This is a genomic window from Thioclava sp. ES.031, assembly GCF_002563775.1.
GTDB lineage: Bacteria > Pseudomonadota > Alphaproteobacteria > Rhodobacterales > Rhodobacteraceae > Thioclava.
Genome location: NZ_PDJO01000001.1, coordinates 1,919,139 through 1,936,123 on the forward strand (window position 1 = coordinate 1,919,139; position 16,985 = coordinate 1,936,123).

General features: G+C 63.5%; 16 protein-coding genes and 1 tRNA gene. 10 read left to right on the plus strand and 7 right to left on the minus strand.

Translation table 11 applies throughout. The annotated features are described in order from the left end of the window. The first annotated feature begins 69 nt into the window (after window positions 1–69). The 5 genes from AXZ77_RS09250 to AXZ77_RS09270 all read left to right on the plus strand — a co-directional run bounded on the left by AXZ77_RS09250 (window position 70) and on the right by AXZ77_RS09270 (window position 6,568). Window positions 70–1,047, plus strand: coding sequence for a carbohydrate ABC transporter permease (locus AXZ77_RS09250; protein WP_078520616.1), 978 nt, complete (start codon window positions 70–72; stop codon window positions 1,045–1,047). Further along, a complete protein-coding gene (locus AXZ77_RS09255; RefSeq protein WP_098410923.1) occupies window positions 1,047–2,204 on the plus strand; it encodes a carbohydrate ABC transporter permease in 1,158 nt (385 codons plus the stop codon). Before AXZ77_RS09250 ends, AXZ77_RS09255 begins: the two co-directional genes overlap by 1 nt. Continuing rightward, a complete protein-coding gene (locus AXZ77_RS09260) occupies window positions 2,204–3,844 on the plus strand; it encodes an alpha-glucosidase (protein ID WP_083079255.1) in 1,641 nt (546 codons plus the stop codon). The genes AXZ77_RS09255 and AXZ77_RS09260 overlap by 1 nt, the downstream gene beginning before the upstream one ends. 10 nt (window positions 3,845–3,854) lie before the next feature. Further along, on the plus strand, window positions 3,855–4,940 hold the full coding sequence (locus tag AXZ77_RS09265) for an ABC transporter ATP-binding protein (RefSeq protein WP_098410924.1): 1,086 nt from the start codon (window positions 3,855–3,857) through the stop codon (window positions 4,938–4,940). A gap of 71 nt (window positions 4,941–5,011) precedes the next feature. Then, window positions 5,012–6,568, plus strand: a complete 1,557-nt coding sequence (locus AXZ77_RS09270) for a trimethylamine methyltransferase family protein (protein ID WP_098410925.1) — start codon at window positions 5,012–5,014, stop codon at window positions 6,566–6,568. A gap of 4 nt (window positions 6,569–6,572) precedes the next feature. Here the strand turns inward: AXZ77_RS09270 and AXZ77_RS09275 are convergent, their stop codons facing one another. From AXZ77_RS09275 to guaA, 3 genes are all read right to left on the minus strand, one after another. Next, window positions 6,573–6,848 (minus strand): putative quinol monooxygenase, encoded by a 276-nt coding sequence (locus AXZ77_RS09275; RefSeq protein WP_098410926.1) that lies wholly within the window; start codon window positions 6,846–6,848, stop codon window positions 6,573–6,575. A gap of 5 nt (window positions 6,849–6,853) precedes the next feature. After that, window positions 6,854–7,612 carry an FkbM family methyltransferase gene (locus tag AXZ77_RS09280; protein ID WP_098410927.1) on the minus strand — a complete coding sequence of 253 codons (759 nt, stop codon included), beginning with the start codon at window positions 7,610–7,612 and terminating at the stop codon, window positions 6,854–6,856. Between the two features lie 99 nt (window positions 7,613–7,711). Further along, complete coding sequence (gene guaA, locus AXZ77_RS09285; protein ID WP_098410928.1) at window positions 7,712–9,274, minus strand: glutamine-hydrolyzing GMP synthase; 1,563 nt, start codon at window positions 9,272–9,274, stop codon at window positions 7,712–7,714. Window positions 9,275–9,397: 123 nt separating this feature from the next. Between guaA and AXZ77_RS09290 the strand changes: the two genes are divergently transcribed. Then, a complete protein-coding gene (locus tag AXZ77_RS09290) occupies window positions 9,398–9,643 on the plus strand; it encodes a hypothetical protein (protein WP_098410929.1) in 246 nt (81 codons plus the stop codon). A 79-nt stretch (window positions 9,644–9,722) separates the two neighbouring features. Here AXZ77_RS09290 and AXZ77_RS09295 read toward each other — a convergent pair whose 3' ends face one another. Genes AXZ77_RS09295 through AXZ77_RS19335 form a run of 4 tightly spaced genes read right to left on the minus strand, consistent with a single transcriptional unit; the run spans window position 9,723 to window position 13,856 of the window. Then, entirely contained in the window at window positions 9,723–11,045 is a 1,323-nt protein-coding gene (locus AXZ77_RS09295; protein ID WP_098410930.1) for an HlyC/CorC family transporter, read from the minus strand. Between the two features lie 33 nt (window positions 11,046–11,078). After that, a complete protein-coding gene (locus tag AXZ77_RS09300; protein ID WP_098410931.1) occupies window positions 11,079–12,056 on the minus strand; it encodes a site-specific tyrosine recombinase XerD in 978 nt (325 codons plus the stop codon). Next, complete coding sequence (locus tag AXZ77_RS09305; RefSeq protein WP_098410932.1) at window positions 12,053–13,657, minus strand: hypothetical protein; 1,605 nt, start codon at window positions 13,655–13,657, stop codon at window positions 12,053–12,055. The genes AXZ77_RS09300 and AXZ77_RS09305 overlap by 4 nt, the downstream gene beginning before the upstream one ends. Further along, window positions 13,647–13,856 carry a hypothetical protein gene (locus tag AXZ77_RS19335; RefSeq protein ID WP_141536248.1) on the minus strand — a complete coding sequence of 70 codons (210 nt, stop codon included), beginning with the start codon at window positions 13,854–13,856 and terminating at the stop codon, window positions 13,647–13,649. The genes AXZ77_RS09305 and AXZ77_RS19335 overlap by 11 nt, the downstream gene beginning before the upstream one ends. A 234-nt stretch (window positions 13,857–14,090) precedes the next feature. Here AXZ77_RS19335 and AXZ77_RS09315 point away from each other — a divergent pair, with 234 nt between their 5' ends. The 4 genes from AXZ77_RS09315 (at window position 14,091) to dusA (ending at window position 16,975) form a co-directional block, all read left to right on the plus strand. Then, on the plus strand, window positions 14,091–14,663 hold the full coding sequence (locus AXZ77_RS09315) for a shikimate kinase (RefSeq protein ID WP_255266454.1): 573 nt from the start codon (window positions 14,091–14,093) through the stop codon (window positions 14,661–14,663). Continuing rightward, complete coding sequence (aroB, locus tag AXZ77_RS09320) at window positions 14,656–15,762, plus strand: 3-dehydroquinate synthase (RefSeq protein WP_098410934.1); 1,107 nt, start codon at window positions 14,656–14,658, stop codon at window positions 15,760–15,762. Before AXZ77_RS09315 ends, aroB begins: the two co-directional genes overlap by 8 nt. A 51-nt stretch (window positions 15,763–15,813) precedes the next feature. After that, window positions 15,814–15,890, plus strand: a tRNA-Arg gene (locus AXZ77_RS09325). Between the two features lie 86 nt (window positions 15,891–15,976). Next, on the plus strand, window positions 15,977–16,975 hold the full coding sequence (dusA, locus tag AXZ77_RS09330; protein WP_098410935.1) for a tRNA dihydrouridine(20/20a) synthase DusA: 999 nt from the start codon (window positions 15,977–15,979) through the stop codon (window positions 16,973–16,975). Window positions 16,976–16,985 lie beyond the last annotated feature (10 nt).

Sequence of the window (16,985 nt, forward strand, 5' to 3'; positions counted from 1 at the left end):
CGCCTGCGCCCCCGGAGCCGTTCTCCGGGGGCGTTCGCATCTTTTCACGCCGGTTCGGGGAGGGGCCAGATGTCACCGATCTTGCAGGGTCTGATTACGATCGCGCTTGGGGTGGGCGGCTGTGTCGCCTATTTCTACGCCGCGAATATCGTCCTCGACAAAGTTATCTTCCCGCCGAGCGGCAAAGACCCGGGGCGCAATATCAACCGCGCGAACATGGTCCGCCCGTGGCTGTTCCTGTTCCCGGCGATCTTCGCGCTCGGTCTATATCTGGCCTATCCGGTGGTCGGCTCGTTCTGGCGCTCGCTGTTCAACCGCGACGGCGGTACTTTCGTGGGCCTTGGCAATTACGAACGGCTCGCGATGGATCCGAGCTTCCGTCAGGCCGTGTTCAACAACTTCCTCTGGGTGCTGGTGGTGCCCGCGCTCGCGACCTTCCTCGGTCTGCTGGCAGCGCAGCTCACCGACCGCATCAAATGGGGTAACATCGCGAAATCGCTGATCTTTATGCCGATGGCGATCTCCTTCGTGGGCGCCTCGCTGATCTGGAAATTCGTCTACGCCGTGAACCCCGATATCGGGATGATCAACGCGATCCGAGTGGCCTTCCACATGCAGCCGCTCGATCCGCTGCAGGTGCCGTTCTGGAACAATTTCTTCCTGATGGTGATCCTGATCTGGATCCAGACCGGCTTCGCGATGGTGATCCTCTCGGCCGCGCTGCGCGGCATCCCCGAGGAGACGATCGAGGCCGCGGTGCTCGACGGCGCCAACCCGTTCCAGCTGTTCTTCAAGATCAAGGTGCCGCAGATCATGCCGACGATCGTCGTGGTCTGGACCACGATCACGATCCTCGTGCTGAAGGTCTTCGACATCGTCTACGCAACGACGGGCGGGAATTTCGGCACGCAGATCCTGCCCAGCTACATGATGCAATACATGTTCCGCGATGACGGGCGCGCGACGGCGGTGGCCTTCGTCATCATGATCATCGTGCTGCCGGTGATGATCTGGAACATCATTCAAGCCCGTAGGGAGACGCGCTGATGGCCGCTATCGCAGGACAGAAATCGCGCCTGACATGGGCGGTGCAACTTTCGGTTGTCTTCATGGTGGTGCTTTGGTTGGTGCCGACGGTGGGGCTCTTGGTCAGCTCCTTCCGCACGACCGACCAGATCAGCCAGTCGGGCTGGTGGGACGCGGCCTTCTCGGTGGAAAAAGCCTTCCGCGACCGCATCCCCGCCGATGGCGAGAAACAGGTCGACGGGCTCTATGTGCTCGAGGGCGATCTTCTCAATAACGGGCAGAACGCGAATGACCTTAAAGCGGGTACGACGATCACCGCCTTTGGCACCTCGGGCATCAAGCCGGGCGCCTACAAGGCCGGCGAGACGGTCGATACCGGCGATGGCGGCACGCTGAGCGTCGCCAAGGACGGCACCTACAAGGCGACGTCGAAGACGAGCTTCGAGGGCTCGGGCCCGCGGGTCTATTTCGTGGCCGACATGCCGCCCGCCTTCACGCTGGCCAATTACCGCAACGTGCTGTTCTCCGACGGGATGGGGCAGGCCTTCATCAATACGCTGACGGTGACGATCCCGGCCACGATCATCCCGATCCTGATCGCGGCCTTCGCGGCCTATGCGCTGGCCTGGATGGAGTTTCCGGGCCGGGGCCTGTTGATCGCGGCGGTCGTAGGCCTTCTGGTCGTGCCGCTGCAGCTCGCGCTGGTGCCGCTTTTGCGGCTCCATCAGGAGATCGGCATCGGGCAGAGCTTCCTCGGGATATGGCTGGCCCATACCGGGTTCGGCTTGCCGCTCGCGATCTACCTGTTGCGCAACTACATGGTCGGTCTTCCGCGCGATATCATCGAGAGCGCGAAGGTCGACGGGGCGACCGATTTCCAGATCTTCATGAAAATCGTGCTGCCTTTGTCATTCCCGGCGCTTGCTTCTTTTGCAATCTTCCAATTCCTCTGGGTCTGGAATGACCTACTTGTCGCGAAGGTCTTCCTTCCGGCGAACGACGCCTCGAAGGTGATGACTGTGAAGATCGCCGACGACCTTCTGGGGTCGCGCGGCGGCGACTGGGGCATTCTGGCGTCCGCCGCCTTCATCTCCATCGCCGTGCCGCTTCTGGTGTTCTTCGCTATGCAGAAATATCTCGTCCGCGGTCTGCTGGCGGGTTCGGTTAAAGGTGGTTGATGAAAACCCTTACTAAGAAAGAAGACTGGTGGCGCGGGGCCGTGATCTACCAGATCTATCCGCGCAGCTTTCAAGACAGCAATGGCGATGGCATCGGCGATCTTCTCGGGATCGTCCGCCGCCTGCCGCATGTCGCGAGCCTCGGGGCGGATGCGGTCTGGATCTCGCCCTTCTTCACCTCGCCGATGAAGGATTTCGGCTATGACGTCAGCGATTACTGCGACGTCGATCCGATGTTCGGCAATCTTGCCGATTTCGACCAGGTGATCGCGACGGCGCATGCGCTGGGTCTCAAGGTGATGATCGATCTGGTGCTGAGCCATACCTCCGATCAGCACCCCTGGTTCCAGGAAAGCCGGTCGAGCCGGGACAACCCGAAAGCCGACTGGTATGTCTGGGCCGATCCCAAGCCCGACGGCACGCCGCCCAATAACTGGCTGTCGATCTTCGGCGGCCCGGGCTGGCATTGGGACAGCCGGCGCGAGCAGTATTACATGCACAACTTCCTCGTGGAGCAGCCCGATCTGAACTTCCACAACCCGGAAGTGACGCAGGAATTGCTCAATGTCGCGCAGTTCTGGCTGGAGCGTGGCGTCGATGGGTTCCGCCTCGACACCATCAACTTCTACATGCATGACGACGAGCTGCGCGATAACCCGCCGCTGCCGCCGGAAGAGCGTAACGACCAGACCGCGCCCAAGGTGAACCCCTACAATCACCAGCGCCACATCTACGACAAGAACAACCCCGAGAACCTGCGCTTCCTGCGCAAGCTCCGGACGCTGATGAACAATTACAACGCGGCGGCCGTGGGCGAAGTGGGCGACAGCCAGCGCGGGCTCGAGATTCTGGGCGAATACACCTCCGGCGCGGACAAGATGCAGATGTCCTACGCCTTCGAGCTGCTCTCCGGGCATGAACCGCTCAAGGCGAGCTATTTCAAATCCGTCTTCGACAAGGTCGATACGGTCGCCAAGGACGGTTGGGTCTGCTGGGCTTATTCGAACCACGATGTGGAGCGCCATATCTCGCGCTGGCAGCTGACGCCGGCCTCGGCGCGCCTCTATACTTCGCTGATGATGTGCCTGCGCGGCTCGCTCTGCCTCTATCAGGGCGAGGAGCTGGGCCTGCACGAGGCCGAGCTGTCCTACGAAGACCTGCAAGACCCTTACGGCAAGGAATTCTGGCCCGAATTCAAGGGCCGCGATGGCTGTCGCACGCCGATGGTCTGGGAACGCGACGCCGCCTATGCGGGCTTCTCGCAGGCGCGCCCGTGGCTGCCGGTGCCCACCACGCACCAGAACATCGCGACCGATGTGGCCGAGCACGATCCGGCCTCGCTGCTGCACCATTACCGCCGCGCCATCGGCTTCCGTCGCAATCACGACGTGCTTCGGACCGGTGCGATGGAGGATATGTATTGCTCCGGTGACCTGCTGGTCTTCACGCGCAGGAACGAGGAGGAGACGATCCTGTGCTATTTCAACCTGTCCGATCATCCGGTGAACGCCACCGTTCCGCCGGGCAACTGGGTGACGGTCGGGGGCGAGCTGGGCTCGATCCGACCGATGCCCGATCACACTTTGCATCTCGGCCCATGGCAGCCGAGCATTCTGCGCCTCGACGAACACGAGGCCTGAGGGGGAGACTATGGCCGAACTCAAACTGGAAAACGTCGCGAAAAGCTATGGCGAGGTGTCGGTTCTCGAGAACATCAACCTCGACATCAAAGCGGGTGAGTTGATCGTCTTCGTGGGCCCCTCGGGCTGCGGGAAATCGACCCTACTGCGGATGATCGCGGGGCTCGAGAGGATCACGGGCGGCACGCTCGAGATCGACGGGGTGCGGATGAACGATGTGCCGCCGTCGAACCGCGGCATCGCGATGGTCTTCCAGTCCTACGCGCTCTATCCGCACATGACCGTGCGCGACAACATGGCCTTTGCCCTGAAGATCGCGAAGATGAGCAAGGACGAGATCGATGCCGCCGTCGATAAGGCGGCGGATATGCTGCAACTGACCGACTATCTCGACCGTCTGCCCAAAGCGCTCTCGGGTGGTCAGCGGCAGCGGGTCGCCATCGGGCGCGCCATCGTGCGCGACCCGAAGGTCTATCTCTTCGACGAACCGCTCTCGAACCTCGATGCGGCGCTGCGCGTTGCCACCCGGATCGAGATCGCCCAGCTCAAAGAGGCGATGCCCGATCGCACGATGATCTACGTCACCCACGATCAGGTCGAGGCGATGACGCTCGCGACCCGGATTGTGGTGCTGGCGAACAAGGGGATCGCGCAGGTCGGCACGCCGCTGGAACTCTATGAGCAGCCGCGCAACGAATTCGTCGCGCAGTTCATCGGCTCTCCCGCGATGAACCTGCTGTCGGGCGAGGTCACCGAGACGGGCGAGATGACCACGGTGAAACTCGATGGCGGCGGCATCGCACGCTCCACCATCCCGACGCGTCCCGAGGACCTGTCGCGCCGTGTGAAAATCGGGGTGCGCCCCGAGGATTTCGTGCCCACCGAAGATGCGGCGATCTACACCGGTCGTGTTGATATCGTCGAAGCTCTGGGCGAGGTGACGCTGCTCTATTTCGAGGCCGAGGGCGATCACGACCCGATCATCGCGAAGCTTCCCGGCATCCATCACGACCGCCGCTATAGCGAGATTTCTCTGGGGGCGGACCCGTCCAAGGTGCATATCTTCGCCGATGGTCAGTCGCTTCTTTACCGCTGACGGACGCAAACAGGCCATCGTGTCTCTGACCGCCCGCTAGGGTGAGGGGAGCATAACGGGCGGAGGCAATCATGGCCGAATCGGAATTGGGTGAACGTGTGGGACGTCGCGCGCGCGGTGGTGGCGGGGCAGCCCGTCGGGCCGAACGCACGGCCGTGAAGGTGGAGTTCTCGCGCTTCATCACGCGCAACATTCCCGACATGGAAATCCTGAACGAGGAAGCCCTCGAGATCATCGAGCATAACGCGGAAACCGTGCTCGAAGAGATCGGCGTCAACTTCGTCGAGAACCCCGAAGCGCTGGAACGCTGGCGCGAGGCCGGGGCCTCGATCGAAGGCGAGCGCGTGCGCATTCCGCGCGGCCTTGCCCGCAAGCTCTGCGCGACCGCGCCGTCGCAATTCACCCAGCACGCCCGCAACCCCGAGCGCAATGTAGAGATCGGCGGGCGCAATCTCGTGCTGGCCCCGGTCTACGGCCCGCCCTTCGTGCGCGATGCGCAGGGCGGCCGCCGCTACGCGACGATCGAGGATTTCCGCAATTTCGTGAAGCTCGGCTACATGTCGAAATGGCTCCACCATTCCGGCGGCACCGTCTGCGAGCCGACCGACGTGGCGGTGAACAAGCGCCACCTCGACATGCTCCACGCGCATATGACGCTGTCGGACAAGCCCTATATGGGCTCGGTCACCGAACCCTCGCGCGCCGAGGACAGCGTCGAGATGTCGAAGATCCTCTTCGGAGAGGAGTTCGTCGACAATAATGCGGTGATGACCTCGCTCATCAACATCAACTCGCCGCTGACCTTCGACGGCACCATGATGGGCGCGCTGGAGATCTACGCCCGCGCCAATCAGGCCTGCATCATCTCGCCCTTCATCGTGGGCGGCGCGATGGCGCCGGTCTCGGTCGCGGGCACGCTGACGCAAGTGCTGGCCGAAGTGCTGGCGGGCGTGGCCTATTCCCAGCTGATCCGCCCCGGCGCGCCGGTGATCTTCGGGGCGTTCGTGACCTCGATCGACATGAATTCGGGCGCACCGACCTTCGGCACGCCGGAAGCCTCTTTGATCACGCTCGGCGCGGGGCAACTCGCTCGGCGTCTGGGGCTGCCCTATCGTTCCGCGGGCGGCTTCACCGGCTCGAAACTGCCCGACGCGCAGGCGGCTTACGAGAGCGCCAACACGCTCAATAACGGGCTCTATGCTGGCGTGAACTTCATGCTCCACTCCTGTGGCTGGCTGGAGGGCGGTCTGGTCTCGTCCTACGAGAAATTCGTGATGGATGCCGACCAGCTGGGCGTTCTGCATCGTCTGGCGCAGGGCGTCGACATCTCGGAGGACGCGCAGGCCATGGGCGCGATCCGCGAGGTCGGCCCCGGCGGTCACTATCTCGGCTGCGCCCATACGCAGGCCAATTTCAAGGATGCGTTCTGGCGCACGAAACTGCTCGATTACCGGCCTTTCGAGACCTGGGAAGAGCAGGGCGCGCCCGACACGATGGCGCTGGCGACGAAGCGGGTCGAGAAGATGCTCAGCGAGTATCAGCAGCCCGCGATGGACCCGAGCGTCGCCGAGGCGCTGGCGGCTTATGTCGCGCGCAAGAAGGCCGAAGTACCCGACGCCTTCCTGTGACGGCTCAGTCTTCCTCGATCTGATACTCCCGCGCGATCCCCTGGGTCGCGCGGCCCCATTCCGAGGCCTTCGTCCGCGCCTGATGCGCCTCGAACGCGGCCCGGTCGGTGAAGCGTTCCGTGACAGTGAAGACCAGCGGATCGGCGCCTTGCCTGACTTCGAACATCTCGCAACCCGGCTCGGCATGCGTCAGCGCAATATGCTCGGGCAGGTGAACGCGGACAATTCCGACCTCGGCGGCATCGGCGCAGATCAGGCGCCCGGTCAGGGTGAGAGGCATGTCAGTCAACTCCCGCGCTTCAAATACCAATCGTCGAATCTCGAGATTTCCGTGTGAATCCGATCATACCCGTTTCGCGTAAGCAGCTCGAAGATTTTCGAGCGCTGATCCGAAAAGTTATGTTCGCAGGTAATCAAGCGGATATCGTAGGAGGCGAAGTCGAAGGCTTCCAATATGGAATATTCGCTTCCCTCGGTATCTATCGACAAGTAATCGATTTGGCGCGGAGCCTGATGCTGTCGAAGCAGATCGAAAAGCGATACTGTCTCAACAGTATAGGTTTTCTTGTCTGTTCTTCGTTTCTTGTGAAAGTCCGAGGCTGCAAATTCGGAGATAGTAGATAATTCCGAATTGGCGACCTCGTCGAACTCCAGGTGTTGACCGCTCGATTTCCAGACGCATCGCGTGTCGATGACTGCGGATCGATTACCCTTGAGCGCATTGTGCCAAGTTCTTGCAGGTTCCGCCAAGATACCCGTCCATCCGAATTGCTTTTCGAGGAGGTGGGTATTCGAAAGGCCCACTCCATCGGTGGCGCCGAACTCAACGAAAAATCCGTTCTCTCTGAAATCTGAATAGGTGAGCGCCAGCAGGTCCTGCCTTAGCTGGGCCTTGGATGCCTCCAAGTGGGTCAGGATCTGGGAGGCCTTATCCCGGGGCATCGCTTTGAGAAACTCGAAATCTTGCGCGTCGCTCGAGAGCCGTTTCAGAGCGTCATACTTCGAACGTTTTACAATTTTGTATTTCTTAAAGAGCTTTTTCATAATTCGACGCCCTATTCATCGACAGACTATCACGAGGCGTACGCAGACTACTTCCTTCCAATGGAAAGAAGCTGCGGCCCCGACCGGGGCCGCCATTGCTCACTCCCACTCGATCGTGCCGGGGGGCTTCGAGGTGATGTCGTAGGTCACCCGGTTGATGCCCTTCACCTCGTTGATGATCCGCGTCGCGGTCTCGCCGAGGAACTCGTGGCTGAACGGGTAGTAATCGGCGGTCATGCCATCGACGCTCGTCACCGCGCGCAGGGCGCAGGCGTAGTCATAGGTCCGCCCGTCGCCCATCACACCGACGGTGCGCACCGGCAGGATCGCGACAAAGGCCTGCCAGATCTCGTCATAAAGCCCATGCTTGCGGATCTGGTCGATATAGACCGCGTCGGCCTTACGCAGGATCTCCAGCTTGTCGCGAGTGATCTCGCCGGGGCAGCGGATCGCGAGGCCGGGGCCGGGGAAGGGGTGGCGGCCGATGAACGATGCCGGCAGACCCAGCTCGTGACCGAGCGCGCGGACCTCGTCCTTGAACAGCTCGCGCAGCGGCTCGACCAGCTTGAGGCCCATCTTCTCGGGCAGACCGCCCACATTGTGGTGCGACTTGATCGTGACCGAGGGGCCGCCCGAGAAGCTCACCGATTCGATGACATCGGGATAGAGCGTGCCCTGCGCGAGGAAGCTCGCATCCTCGATCTCGCCCGCATATTTCTGGAACACGTCGATGAAGAGACGCCCGATCGTCTTGCGCTTGACCTCAGGGTCGGTGACGCCTTCCAACTCGCCCAGGAACAGTTCGCTCTCATCGGCATGGATCAGTTTGATGTTGTAGTGATCGCGGAACATCGTGACCACTTCTTCGGCCTCGTTCTGCCGCAGCAACCCGTGATCCACGAAGACACAGGTCAGCTGATCGCCGATCGCCTCGTGCAGCAGGATCGCGGTGACCGAGCTGTCGACGCCGCCGGACAGACCGCAGATGACGTGTTGATCGCCCACCTGCTCGCGGATCTGGCGGATCGCCTCGTCGCGATAGGCATCCATCGTCCAGTCGCCGGTAAAGCCCGCGTCGCGCACGAAGTTCTCATAAAGCGTCTTGCCGTTGGGGGTGTGATGCACCTCCGGATGGAACTGCACCGCGTAGAAACGACGGCTCAGATCGGCGGTGATCGCGTAAGGCGCGCCCGGCGAGGTGCCATACACCTCGAAGCCCGGCGCGATGCGGCTGACATGGTCGCCATGGCTCATCCAGACTTGCTCGCGGCCCGCGCCATCCATGAACCAGCCATTGAGCAGATCGATCCGCGTCTCGGTCGGAGTCACATAGGCGCGCCCGAATTCGGCGGAGCCGTGCTTGGCCTCCACCAGACCGCCCAGATCCTGCATCATCACCTGCTGGCCGTAGCAGATGCCGAGGATCGGCACACCCAGCTCATAGGCCGATTTCGGCGGCCGGGGAGAACCCTCGCGCGTGACCGAATCCGGCCCGCCCGAGAAGATGATCGCTTTCGGGGCGAACTCTTTCAGGAAGGAGTCGGTGACGTTCTGATAGGGATGGATTTCGCAATAGACGTTAAGCTCGCGAAGTCGCCGCGCAATCAGCTGCGTGACTTGAGAGCCGAAGTCGATGATGAGGAGGCGCTGATGGTCTGTCATGCCGTTGGCATTAGGGCGCGTTTTCGCGCTTGGCAAGAGGGCAGGTAAGACGAAGCTTGCCTCAAAGGCATCGTCGCGCGAAATTAACCTTAGTTAACGCGAAAATTTTCACGGAGAGCCCATTTGAAACGCATTTTTGCCGCCGCCGTGGTCGCGTCGCTTTCCTTCGCGCAACCCGCCCAATCCGACGAACCGACCCAGCGGGTCCAGGCAGATCAGGCCAAGGCGACCCTGTTCTCTCTCGCCGATCCGAAACCCGCGCTCTTCGCCGCTTGCTGCAAACACTGTTCCAAGGGTAAAGCCTGCGGCGATAGCTGCATCAGCCGCTCGAAGACCTGTCATCGCGGGCCCGGTTGCGCCTGCGACTGATCCCTTCCTCTTGGCAGAAATATCCCGGGGGGGGCACGCAGCCGCGGGGGGGGGGCAGCGCCCCCTCTGACATCGCCTCTCAGCTCTCCGGATAGCCGCCCGGGATCAGCGGCCGGATCTTCAGCCGCGTGATCCGGTTGTCCTTGCGGCCGGCGACCTCGAAGCGGAAGCCGTGGAAGGAAAAGACCTGGCCTTCCGTCGGGATCGTCTGCGCCTCGTGGATCACCAGACCGGCGACGGTGTTGGCCTCTTCATCGGGCAGCGTCCAGTCGGTCTCGCGGTTCAGGTCACGGATCGTCATCGCGCCGTCGACGATGTAATCGCCGCTCTCGGTGGGCTTCAGACGCTTCTCGGCCTTGGGGTCGAACTCGTCGGTAATCTCGCCCACGATTTCTTCGAGGATGTCTTCCAGCGTCAGCAGACCGCGCAGGTCGCCATATTCATCCACCACCAGTGCGAAATGGGTGCGACGCTTCAGGAACTCCTGCATCTGCTCGTCGAGCGGCGTCGTCTCGGGGACGAAATAGGGCTTCATCATCACCTTGGCGATGTCGAGATCGGCCACGCTTTCCAGCGTCCCGTCGCCGCCACGCACGACCTTTTCCACTGCGCGCAGCAAGTCTTTCGAATGGATCACGCCCACCACGTTCTCGCGCTCGCCGCGATAGAGCGGCAGGCGGGTGTGGGGCGAGGAGAGCACCGCCGTGAGGATCGTGTCGGGGTCTTCCTCGATATCGATCATCTCGATCTGGCTCCGGTGGAGCATGATCTCTTCGACCGTGCGATTGCCCAGATCGAGCGCGCCCAGCAGCCGGTCACGGTCTTCCTTGTCGACCGTGCCCTCGGATTGCCCCAGCGCCAGCGCACCCGCGATTTCCTCGTGAATCGAGAACATATGGGTGTCCTTGTCGGTCCGCATCCCGAAGGCATAGAGGATGCCGCGCACGATCATCCGCACGATGGCGACGATCGGTGCGAGAATGAGCGTCACGACACGGATCGGCCCCGCGACCTTCGAGGCGACTTTCTCGGGCAGGGTGATCGCATAGGTCTTGGGCAGCACCTCGGCGAAGATCAGCACCAGAAGCGTCATCACCAGCGTCGCCAGCGCCACGCCCGATTGCCCGAAGACCCGCGTCAGAAGCGCGGTCGCCAGCGAGGCCGAGAGGATGTTGACGACGTTGTTGCCCAGAAGGATCGCGCCGATCAGGCGCTCGCTATCCTCGGTGACCTCCAGCGCGGTCTTCGCGCCGCTTTCGCCCTTATCGGCCTGCGCGCGCAGCTTCGCACGGCTGGCCGCCGTCAGCGCGGTTTCCGAGCCCGAGAAAAAGGCCGAGAGCGCCAGCAGCAGAATGATCGAACCGGCGGTGATCCAGAAGGCAAAATCGAGAGTGTTTTCCATGGTGTCAGGTTATGGGGCGCGGGCAGGGCGCATTCAAGCGGTGCCGTCACTTTTGCCGCGCGGTTTCGCCAACGGGTGATGCGTCAGCACCAGCTCCTTGAGCCGTTCGTCGAGAACATGGGTGTAGATTTCCGTGGTCGACAGGTCCGCGTGCCCCAGCAGCATCTGGATCGCGCGCAGATCCGCGCCACCTTGCAGAAGATGCGTGGCGAAGGCGTGGCGCAAGACGTGGGGCGTGACCCTGGCGGGGCTGACCCCGGCCTTCACCGCGATGTCTTTGAGCAGCTTGTGAAAGCCCTGACGGGTCAGGTGACCTTCCTTGCCGCCCGAGGGAAAGAGGAAACGCGAGGGCGGCGCGCGATGCTCGATCCGGGCCTGTTCCTCGGCCTCGTCGCGCGCGCTCAGCCAGTCGGCCAGCGCCTCGCGCGCCGGTGGCGAGAGCGGCACCATCCGCTCCTTGTCGCCCTTGCCGCGCACCAGCAGCATCCGCGGATCGCCGCGCGCAGATGAGACGGGCAGGGAGACCAGTTCGGAGACCCGCATCCCCGTCGCGTAAAGCAGCTCCATCAGGCAGCGATTGCGGATCTGGTCCTTTTGCGAGCGGCCCTGATCGCGGGCGGCCTCCAGCAACGCCTCGACCTCCTCGAGGCTCAGCGTCTTCGGCAGGCGTTGCGCGCGCCCGGGACCTGCGATGCGGATCGCCGGATTGTCGGCGCGCCAGCCTTCCTCATAGGCGAAGCGAAAAAGTTGCCGGATGGCCGAGAGCCTGCGCGCGCGGGTCGATTTCGCCAGCCCCTCCGCCTCGCAGCGGATCAGATAGGTCTCGATATCGGCGCGGGTCAGTGTCGCGTAGCTCAGGCCCTTTGCCTGAAGAAAGCCTGCGAAGTCACTGAGATCACGCCCGTAACTCAGGATCGTGTTGCGTGCGGCACCGGCTTCGGCGGACTGGGCATCCAGAAAACTCGGCAGCCATTGCGGATCGGGCGGCGCGTCTGAACCGGGTCCGGTCATCCGCGATCTCCCAGCACGATCAGCTCGATCGCGGCGCGCCGCGCAACGGTTTCCAATCCGGCCAGTCGCAGCAGGCTCAACCCGTCCTGCAGGCGCGGATAATCGCCTTTCGCCCCGTCGCCGACATCCCCGATTGCCTCGATCAGCGCGAGGCCCAGCTGGCCGGGCAGCAATCCCTTGTAGCGGTCGGGCGCGGCACCGGGCGGTGCATCGAAGACCGCCTTCAGCGCCTGATCGCGCGCACCCGTTGCGGGGGTTGCGCTGGTATCGCCCGCGGCCAGCCCCTTGAGCAGCGCGGCCTGCGCCGAACTCTGCGTGCCTTTGCGGGCGTTTTCTTCGTAATTCGGGGTCAGCAGGCTCAGCTCATAGGCGAGGCGGCCCGCGCGACCCTGCATATCCATGCCCGCGAGCTGGTCGCCGAACAGCGCGCCCAGAACCGGCGCGAGATCTTCCGGGGCCATCACGTCATAGGCGGCGGGCAGGGCAGTCGCGACCTTGTCGGTATCGCTCGCCTCAAGCGCCTGATCGAGCGCGCTCACGGCCGATACGCGATCCCAGAGCGCCCCCGAAGCCGCGGCTTTGCGCTCGGTATAGAGCCCCAGCAGCCGGTTCGGATCGAGGACACCCGCGCGGGCCAGCCGCTCGGCGGCCTCCAATTGCGATTTCCAGCCGTTATTCTCGGTCAGATCGGCCTGCGCGAAGGCCAGAGGCAGCGTCGCCGTGGGCAGCGGTTGCCCGATCGCCTCCATCATCTTGAACGCGAGCGGCGTCACCGGATCGGGGGGCGGCGTATCACCGGCCTCTTCGGCCAGGGCCGGGTCGAGGAATTGCTCCAGCAGGGAGCGGTCCTCCTGCGGGATCTGCCCCAGCGCGGCCCCCGTGCCATAGGTCAACTCCGCCGTATCCCACTGCCCGTTGCGCGCAAGGCAGAACACCCGCGCGGCATAAGACGGCGCGATTCCGGGCGTGCGCTCGATGATCTTGCAGGCACGGTTTTCCTGCCCCAGCAGCAGCGCTACGTCGAAACTGCGGCGGAAAATCTCGGGGCTCGCCGTGCCAGCCTGTCCCAAAAGCGCATTGGCCTGTTCCAGCGCGCCCATGTCCAGAAGCCGGTCGATCCGGGCGAGGAACAGCTGGTTGCGCTGCGACGGCGTCTCGATCTGCGGCGGGTTCAGCTCGGCCAGCAGTAGCGTCAGGCTCAGCCCCCGCAGCGCGGGCAACTGATCGAGCGGCATCGCCCGCAAGGCCTGCGCAAGCTCCGGCTCAGGCGTTTTTCCCCAGAGATCGCGCGGCAACCCGGTGCGATCCGGCGTCAACAGCCCCAACGTATCGGCGGAGGGCGCGTCGAGCGAAAGCACCGCGATATCTTCGATCCCGCCCGCTCCGCTGACCGGCGCGGTCGAGCCCGCCGGGCCATCGCGCGGTGCCGACTTCAAGGAATGCGACAGCCAGTCGATCGCCGACATCGGGCTCCCGGCGGTAGGGGTTGCCTCCACCGCGGCATTCGATTGCGCGGCGGCGGGTCCCGCCACCAGACCGCCAAGCGCGAAACCGCTCAGCCAGATCAGGCCAAGGGTCGCCGCACGGCGATCAGTTGCCACTCGCAGTCTCGCTGTCGGTGCCCGTCTCGGTATCTGCATCGGTATTACTCGTGCCTGCCATGCCCGAGCCGTCGGGCAGCGTGACTTCGATACGCTGTTCCTGACTGTCGGGGCTCATGTCGCCCAAGTAAGCAAAGCCGATCACGCCGATCGCGCCAAGCACCAGAAGGATGACGATAAGCTTGAAGATGCGCCCCATAATCTCTCTTTTCTGCCGTCTGTCGCGGCCCGTCCCATATCATGTCTCTCGGTGGGCGGGCCGTTCTTGGTTGCGGTTTCGCGTTGATCATATATGGCATTTCAGGGAAGTTCACGCCATTCAAGGGGTCCTGCGTCACGATTGTGCAAGGCTCCGCCGATGGTAAGCCTTGTCCGTCCCGCCGGGATTGACAGGGCAGGAATACCGCAGGCGACGCGAGGCAGGGGGCGCGCAGTGGAAGGCGAAACCGAGAAACTGGGGCATCTGACGCGCTCCGTCGTGCTCGTCGGCATGATGGGGTCGGGAAAGACCGCCGTTGGCACCGCCCTGTCCAAGATGCTCGATTCGCCGTTCCTCGACAGCGACCACGAAATCGAACGCGCCGCCCAGATGACCGTGGCCGAGATTTTCGCTCGCGATGGCGAGCCGTTCTTCCGCGCCCGCGAATCGGAAGTGCTGGAGCGGCTGTTGATAGGACCGCCCGGCGTGATCTCCACCGGTGGCGGGGCCTTCCTGTCCGAGAAGAACCGCGAGTTGATCAACCGGCTTGGCGTCTCGGTCTGGTTGAAGGCGGATCTGGAGATCCTGTGGAACCGGGTGCGCCACAAGAACACGCGGCCCTTGCTGCGCACGGCCGATCCGAAACGGACGCTGAGCGACCTGCTGGCCGCGCGCCTTCCGCATTATCAAAAGGCTCAGATCGCGGTCGAGGCCGAGCCGGGCCTCTCGGTGCAGGGCATGGCGCGCAAGGTGGTGAGCCATCTGCGCGAGGTGGATGGATTGATCGAAGAGGTGAAAGATGCGTGAGATCGTGCCGGTCGAGCTTGGCGAGCGTTCCTACGAGGTGCGCATCGGCACCGGGCTTTTGGAAAATGCCGGCGCCGAGATCGCGCCCTTGCTGCGTCGTCCGCGCGTGGCTGTCGTCGCCGATCAAACGGTGGCCGATCTGCATCTCGCGACCCTGCGCCGTGGCCTTGGCGATATCGAGATGGTCTCGCTGACCCTGCCGCAGGGCGAGGGCACGAAAAGCTGGCCGCAATTCACCCGCACCGTCGAATGGCTGCTGGAGCAGAAGGTCGAGCGCAAGGATATCGTCATCGCTTTGGGCGGCGGTGTGATCGGCGATCTGGTGGGGTTTGCGGCCGCCGTGCTGCGCCGGGGGGTGCGCTTCGTGCAGATCCCGACCTCGCTTCTTGCGCAGGTCGACAGCTCCGTGGGCGGCAAAACCGGGATCAACGCGCCGCAGGGCAAGAACCTGATCGGCGCCTTCCATCAGCCCGCGCTGGTGCTGGCCGATCTCGACGTACTCGGCACGCTCGAGCCGCGCGACTTCCTCGCGGGCTATGGCGAGGTGGTAAAATACGGGCTTCTGGGCGATGCGAATTTCTTCGACTGGCTTGAGGCCAACGCGCCTGCGATGGCCGCGGGCGATATGGAAAAGCGCCTGCATGCGGTGAAACGCTCAGTCGAGATGAAGGCCGAGATCGTGGCGCGCGACGAGACGGAGGAGGGCGACCGCGCGCTTCTCAATCTCGGTCACACCTTCTGCCACGCGCTGGAGGCAGCGACCGGCTATTCCGATCGGCTCCTGCATGGCGAGGGCGTGGCGATCGGCTGCGCAATGGCGTTCGAGCTTAGCCAGCGCCTCGGCCTGTGCTCGCAAGAAGCCCCGAGCCGCGTGCGCGCGCATCTGCGCGACATGGGGATGAAGACCGATCTGGCCGATATCGAGGGCGATCTGCCGGGCCGCGACGCGCTGATCGACCTGATGGCGCAGGACAAGAAAGTGCTCGACGGCAAGCTGCGCTTCATCCTCGCGCGCGGCATCGGGGAGGCTTTCGTGACCTCGGATGTGCCGCGCGATGTGCTGGCAAGCGTGCTCGACGATGCGCTCGCCGCCCGGTAAGCCGATTTCCCAGTTGCGAGCCGCGCGCTCCTTCTTTATACGCCGCTTCAGGCACCCATAGCTCAGCTGGATAGAGCGCTGCCCTCCGAAGGCAGAGGCCGAAGGTTCGAATCCTTCTGGGTGCGCCACTTCCCCCAGTTTCCGGAATTTCAGCGCCTTGGGGGCGGCACAGACGCTATCGAGACGGCCCGAGACAGACCCGATGAGAGATGCGATGACGACAGATGACGCCCTGATCCGCGCAGCGAAGCTCTCGGTCGCGCCGATGATGGACTGGACCGACCGCCATTGCCGCTACTTCCACCGTCAGATCAGCCGCAACGCGCTGCTTTACACCGAGATGGTGACCGCGCCTGCGGTGATTCACGGCGATCGCGAGCGGCTTCTCGGGTTTGACGCTGCCGAACATCCGGTGGCGCTGCAGCTCGGCGGTTCGGACGCGAAGGAACTGGCCGAGGCGGCGAAGGTCGGCGCGGATCTCAGTTATGACGAGATCAACCTCAACTGCGGCTGCCCGTCCGATCGCGTGCAATCCGGGGCGTTCGGCGCGGTTTTGATGAAAACCCCCGATCTGGTAGCCGATTGCTGCGCCGCGATGATCGCCGCACAACCCGTAGAAATCACGGTGAAATGCCGCATCGGGGTGGACGATCAGGACCCGCAGGAGGTGCTGCCCGAGTTCATCGAGAAAGTGGCCGCAGCCGGCGTGACCCGCATCACGATCCACGCCCGCAAGGCTTGGCTCCAGGGCCTCTCGCCCAAGGATAACCGCGAAATCCCGCCGCTCGATTACCCGCTCGTCCACGCGATGAAGGCGGCCTATCCGCAGCTGCATCTGTCGATCAATGGCGGTATTAAAGATCTCGCCGCGGCTGAGGTCGAACTCGCCCAAGGGCTCGACGGCGTCATGGTGGGCCGCGCCGCCTATCACCAGCCGATGGAGGTGCTTGGCGCCGCCGATCTGCGCATCTGGGGGCAGGGCGCGGCGCGCGATCCCTTCGACGTGGCGCAGGCGATGATCCCCTATATCGCGCGCCATATCGAACGCGGCGGCAGGCTGCACCAGATCACCCGCCACATGCTCGGCCTGTTCCACGGCAAGCCCGGCGCGCGCCGCTTCCGGCAGATCCTGTCGGAAGGCGCGACCCGCGATGGCGCCGGGGTTGAACTTTTCGAGAGTGCGTTGTCAGCCGTACGTGAACGGGTTAACTGAGCGGAACCCA

What these genes read in the sequence shown, in the direction of transcription:
- AXZ77_RS09250 (WP_078520616.1), top strand. Translation starts at nt 70, where the DNA reads ATGTCACCGATCTTGCAGGGTCTGATTACGATCGCGCTTGGGGTGGGC.
- AXZ77_RS09255 (WP_098410923.1), top strand. Translation starts at nt 1,047, where the DNA reads ATGGCCGCTATCGCAGGACAGAAATCGCGCCTGACATGGGCGGTGCAA.
- AXZ77_RS09260 (WP_083079255.1), top strand. Translation starts at nt 2,204, where the DNA reads ATGAAAACCCTTACTAAGAAAGAAGACTGGTGGCGCGGGGCCGTGATC.
- AXZ77_RS09265 (WP_098410924.1), top strand. Translation starts at nt 3,855, where the DNA reads ATGGCCGAACTCAAACTGGAAAACGTCGCGAAAAGCTATGGCGAGGTG.
- AXZ77_RS09270 (WP_098410925.1), top strand. Translation starts at nt 5,012, where the DNA reads ATGGCCGAATCGGAATTGGGTGAACGTGTGGGACGTCGCGCGCGCGGT.
- AXZ77_RS09275 (WP_098410926.1), bottom strand. Translation starts at nt 6,848, where the DNA reads ATGCCTCTCACCCTGACCGGGCGCCTGATCTGCGCCGATGCCGCCGAG.
- AXZ77_RS09280 (WP_098410927.1), bottom strand. Translation starts at nt 7,612, where the DNA reads ATGAAAAAGCTCTTTAAGAAATACAAAATTGTAAAACGTTCGAAGTAT.
- guaA (WP_098410928.1), bottom strand. Translation starts at nt 9,274, where the DNA reads ATGACAGACCATCAGCGCCTCCTCATCATCGACTTCGGCTCTCAAGTC.
- AXZ77_RS09295 (WP_098410930.1), bottom strand. Translation starts at nt 11,045, where the DNA reads ATGGAAAACACTCTCGATTTTGCCTTCTGGATCACCGCCGGTTCGATC.
- AXZ77_RS09300 (WP_098410931.1), bottom strand. Translation starts at nt 12,056, where the DNA reads ATGACCGGACCCGGTTCAGACGCGCCGCCCGATCCGCAATGGCTGCCG.
- AXZ77_RS19335 (WP_141536248.1), bottom strand. Translation starts at nt 13,856, where the DNA reads ATGGGGCGCATCTTCAAGCTTATCGTCATCCTTCTGGTGCTTGGCGCG.
- aroB (WP_098410934.1), top strand. Translation starts at nt 14,656, where the DNA reads ATGCGTGAGATCGTGCCGGTCGAGCTTGGCGAGCGTTCCTACGAGGTG.
- dusA (WP_098410935.1), top strand. Translation starts at nt 15,977, where the DNA reads ATGACGACAGATGACGCCCTGATCCGCGCAGCGAAGCTCTCGGTCGCG.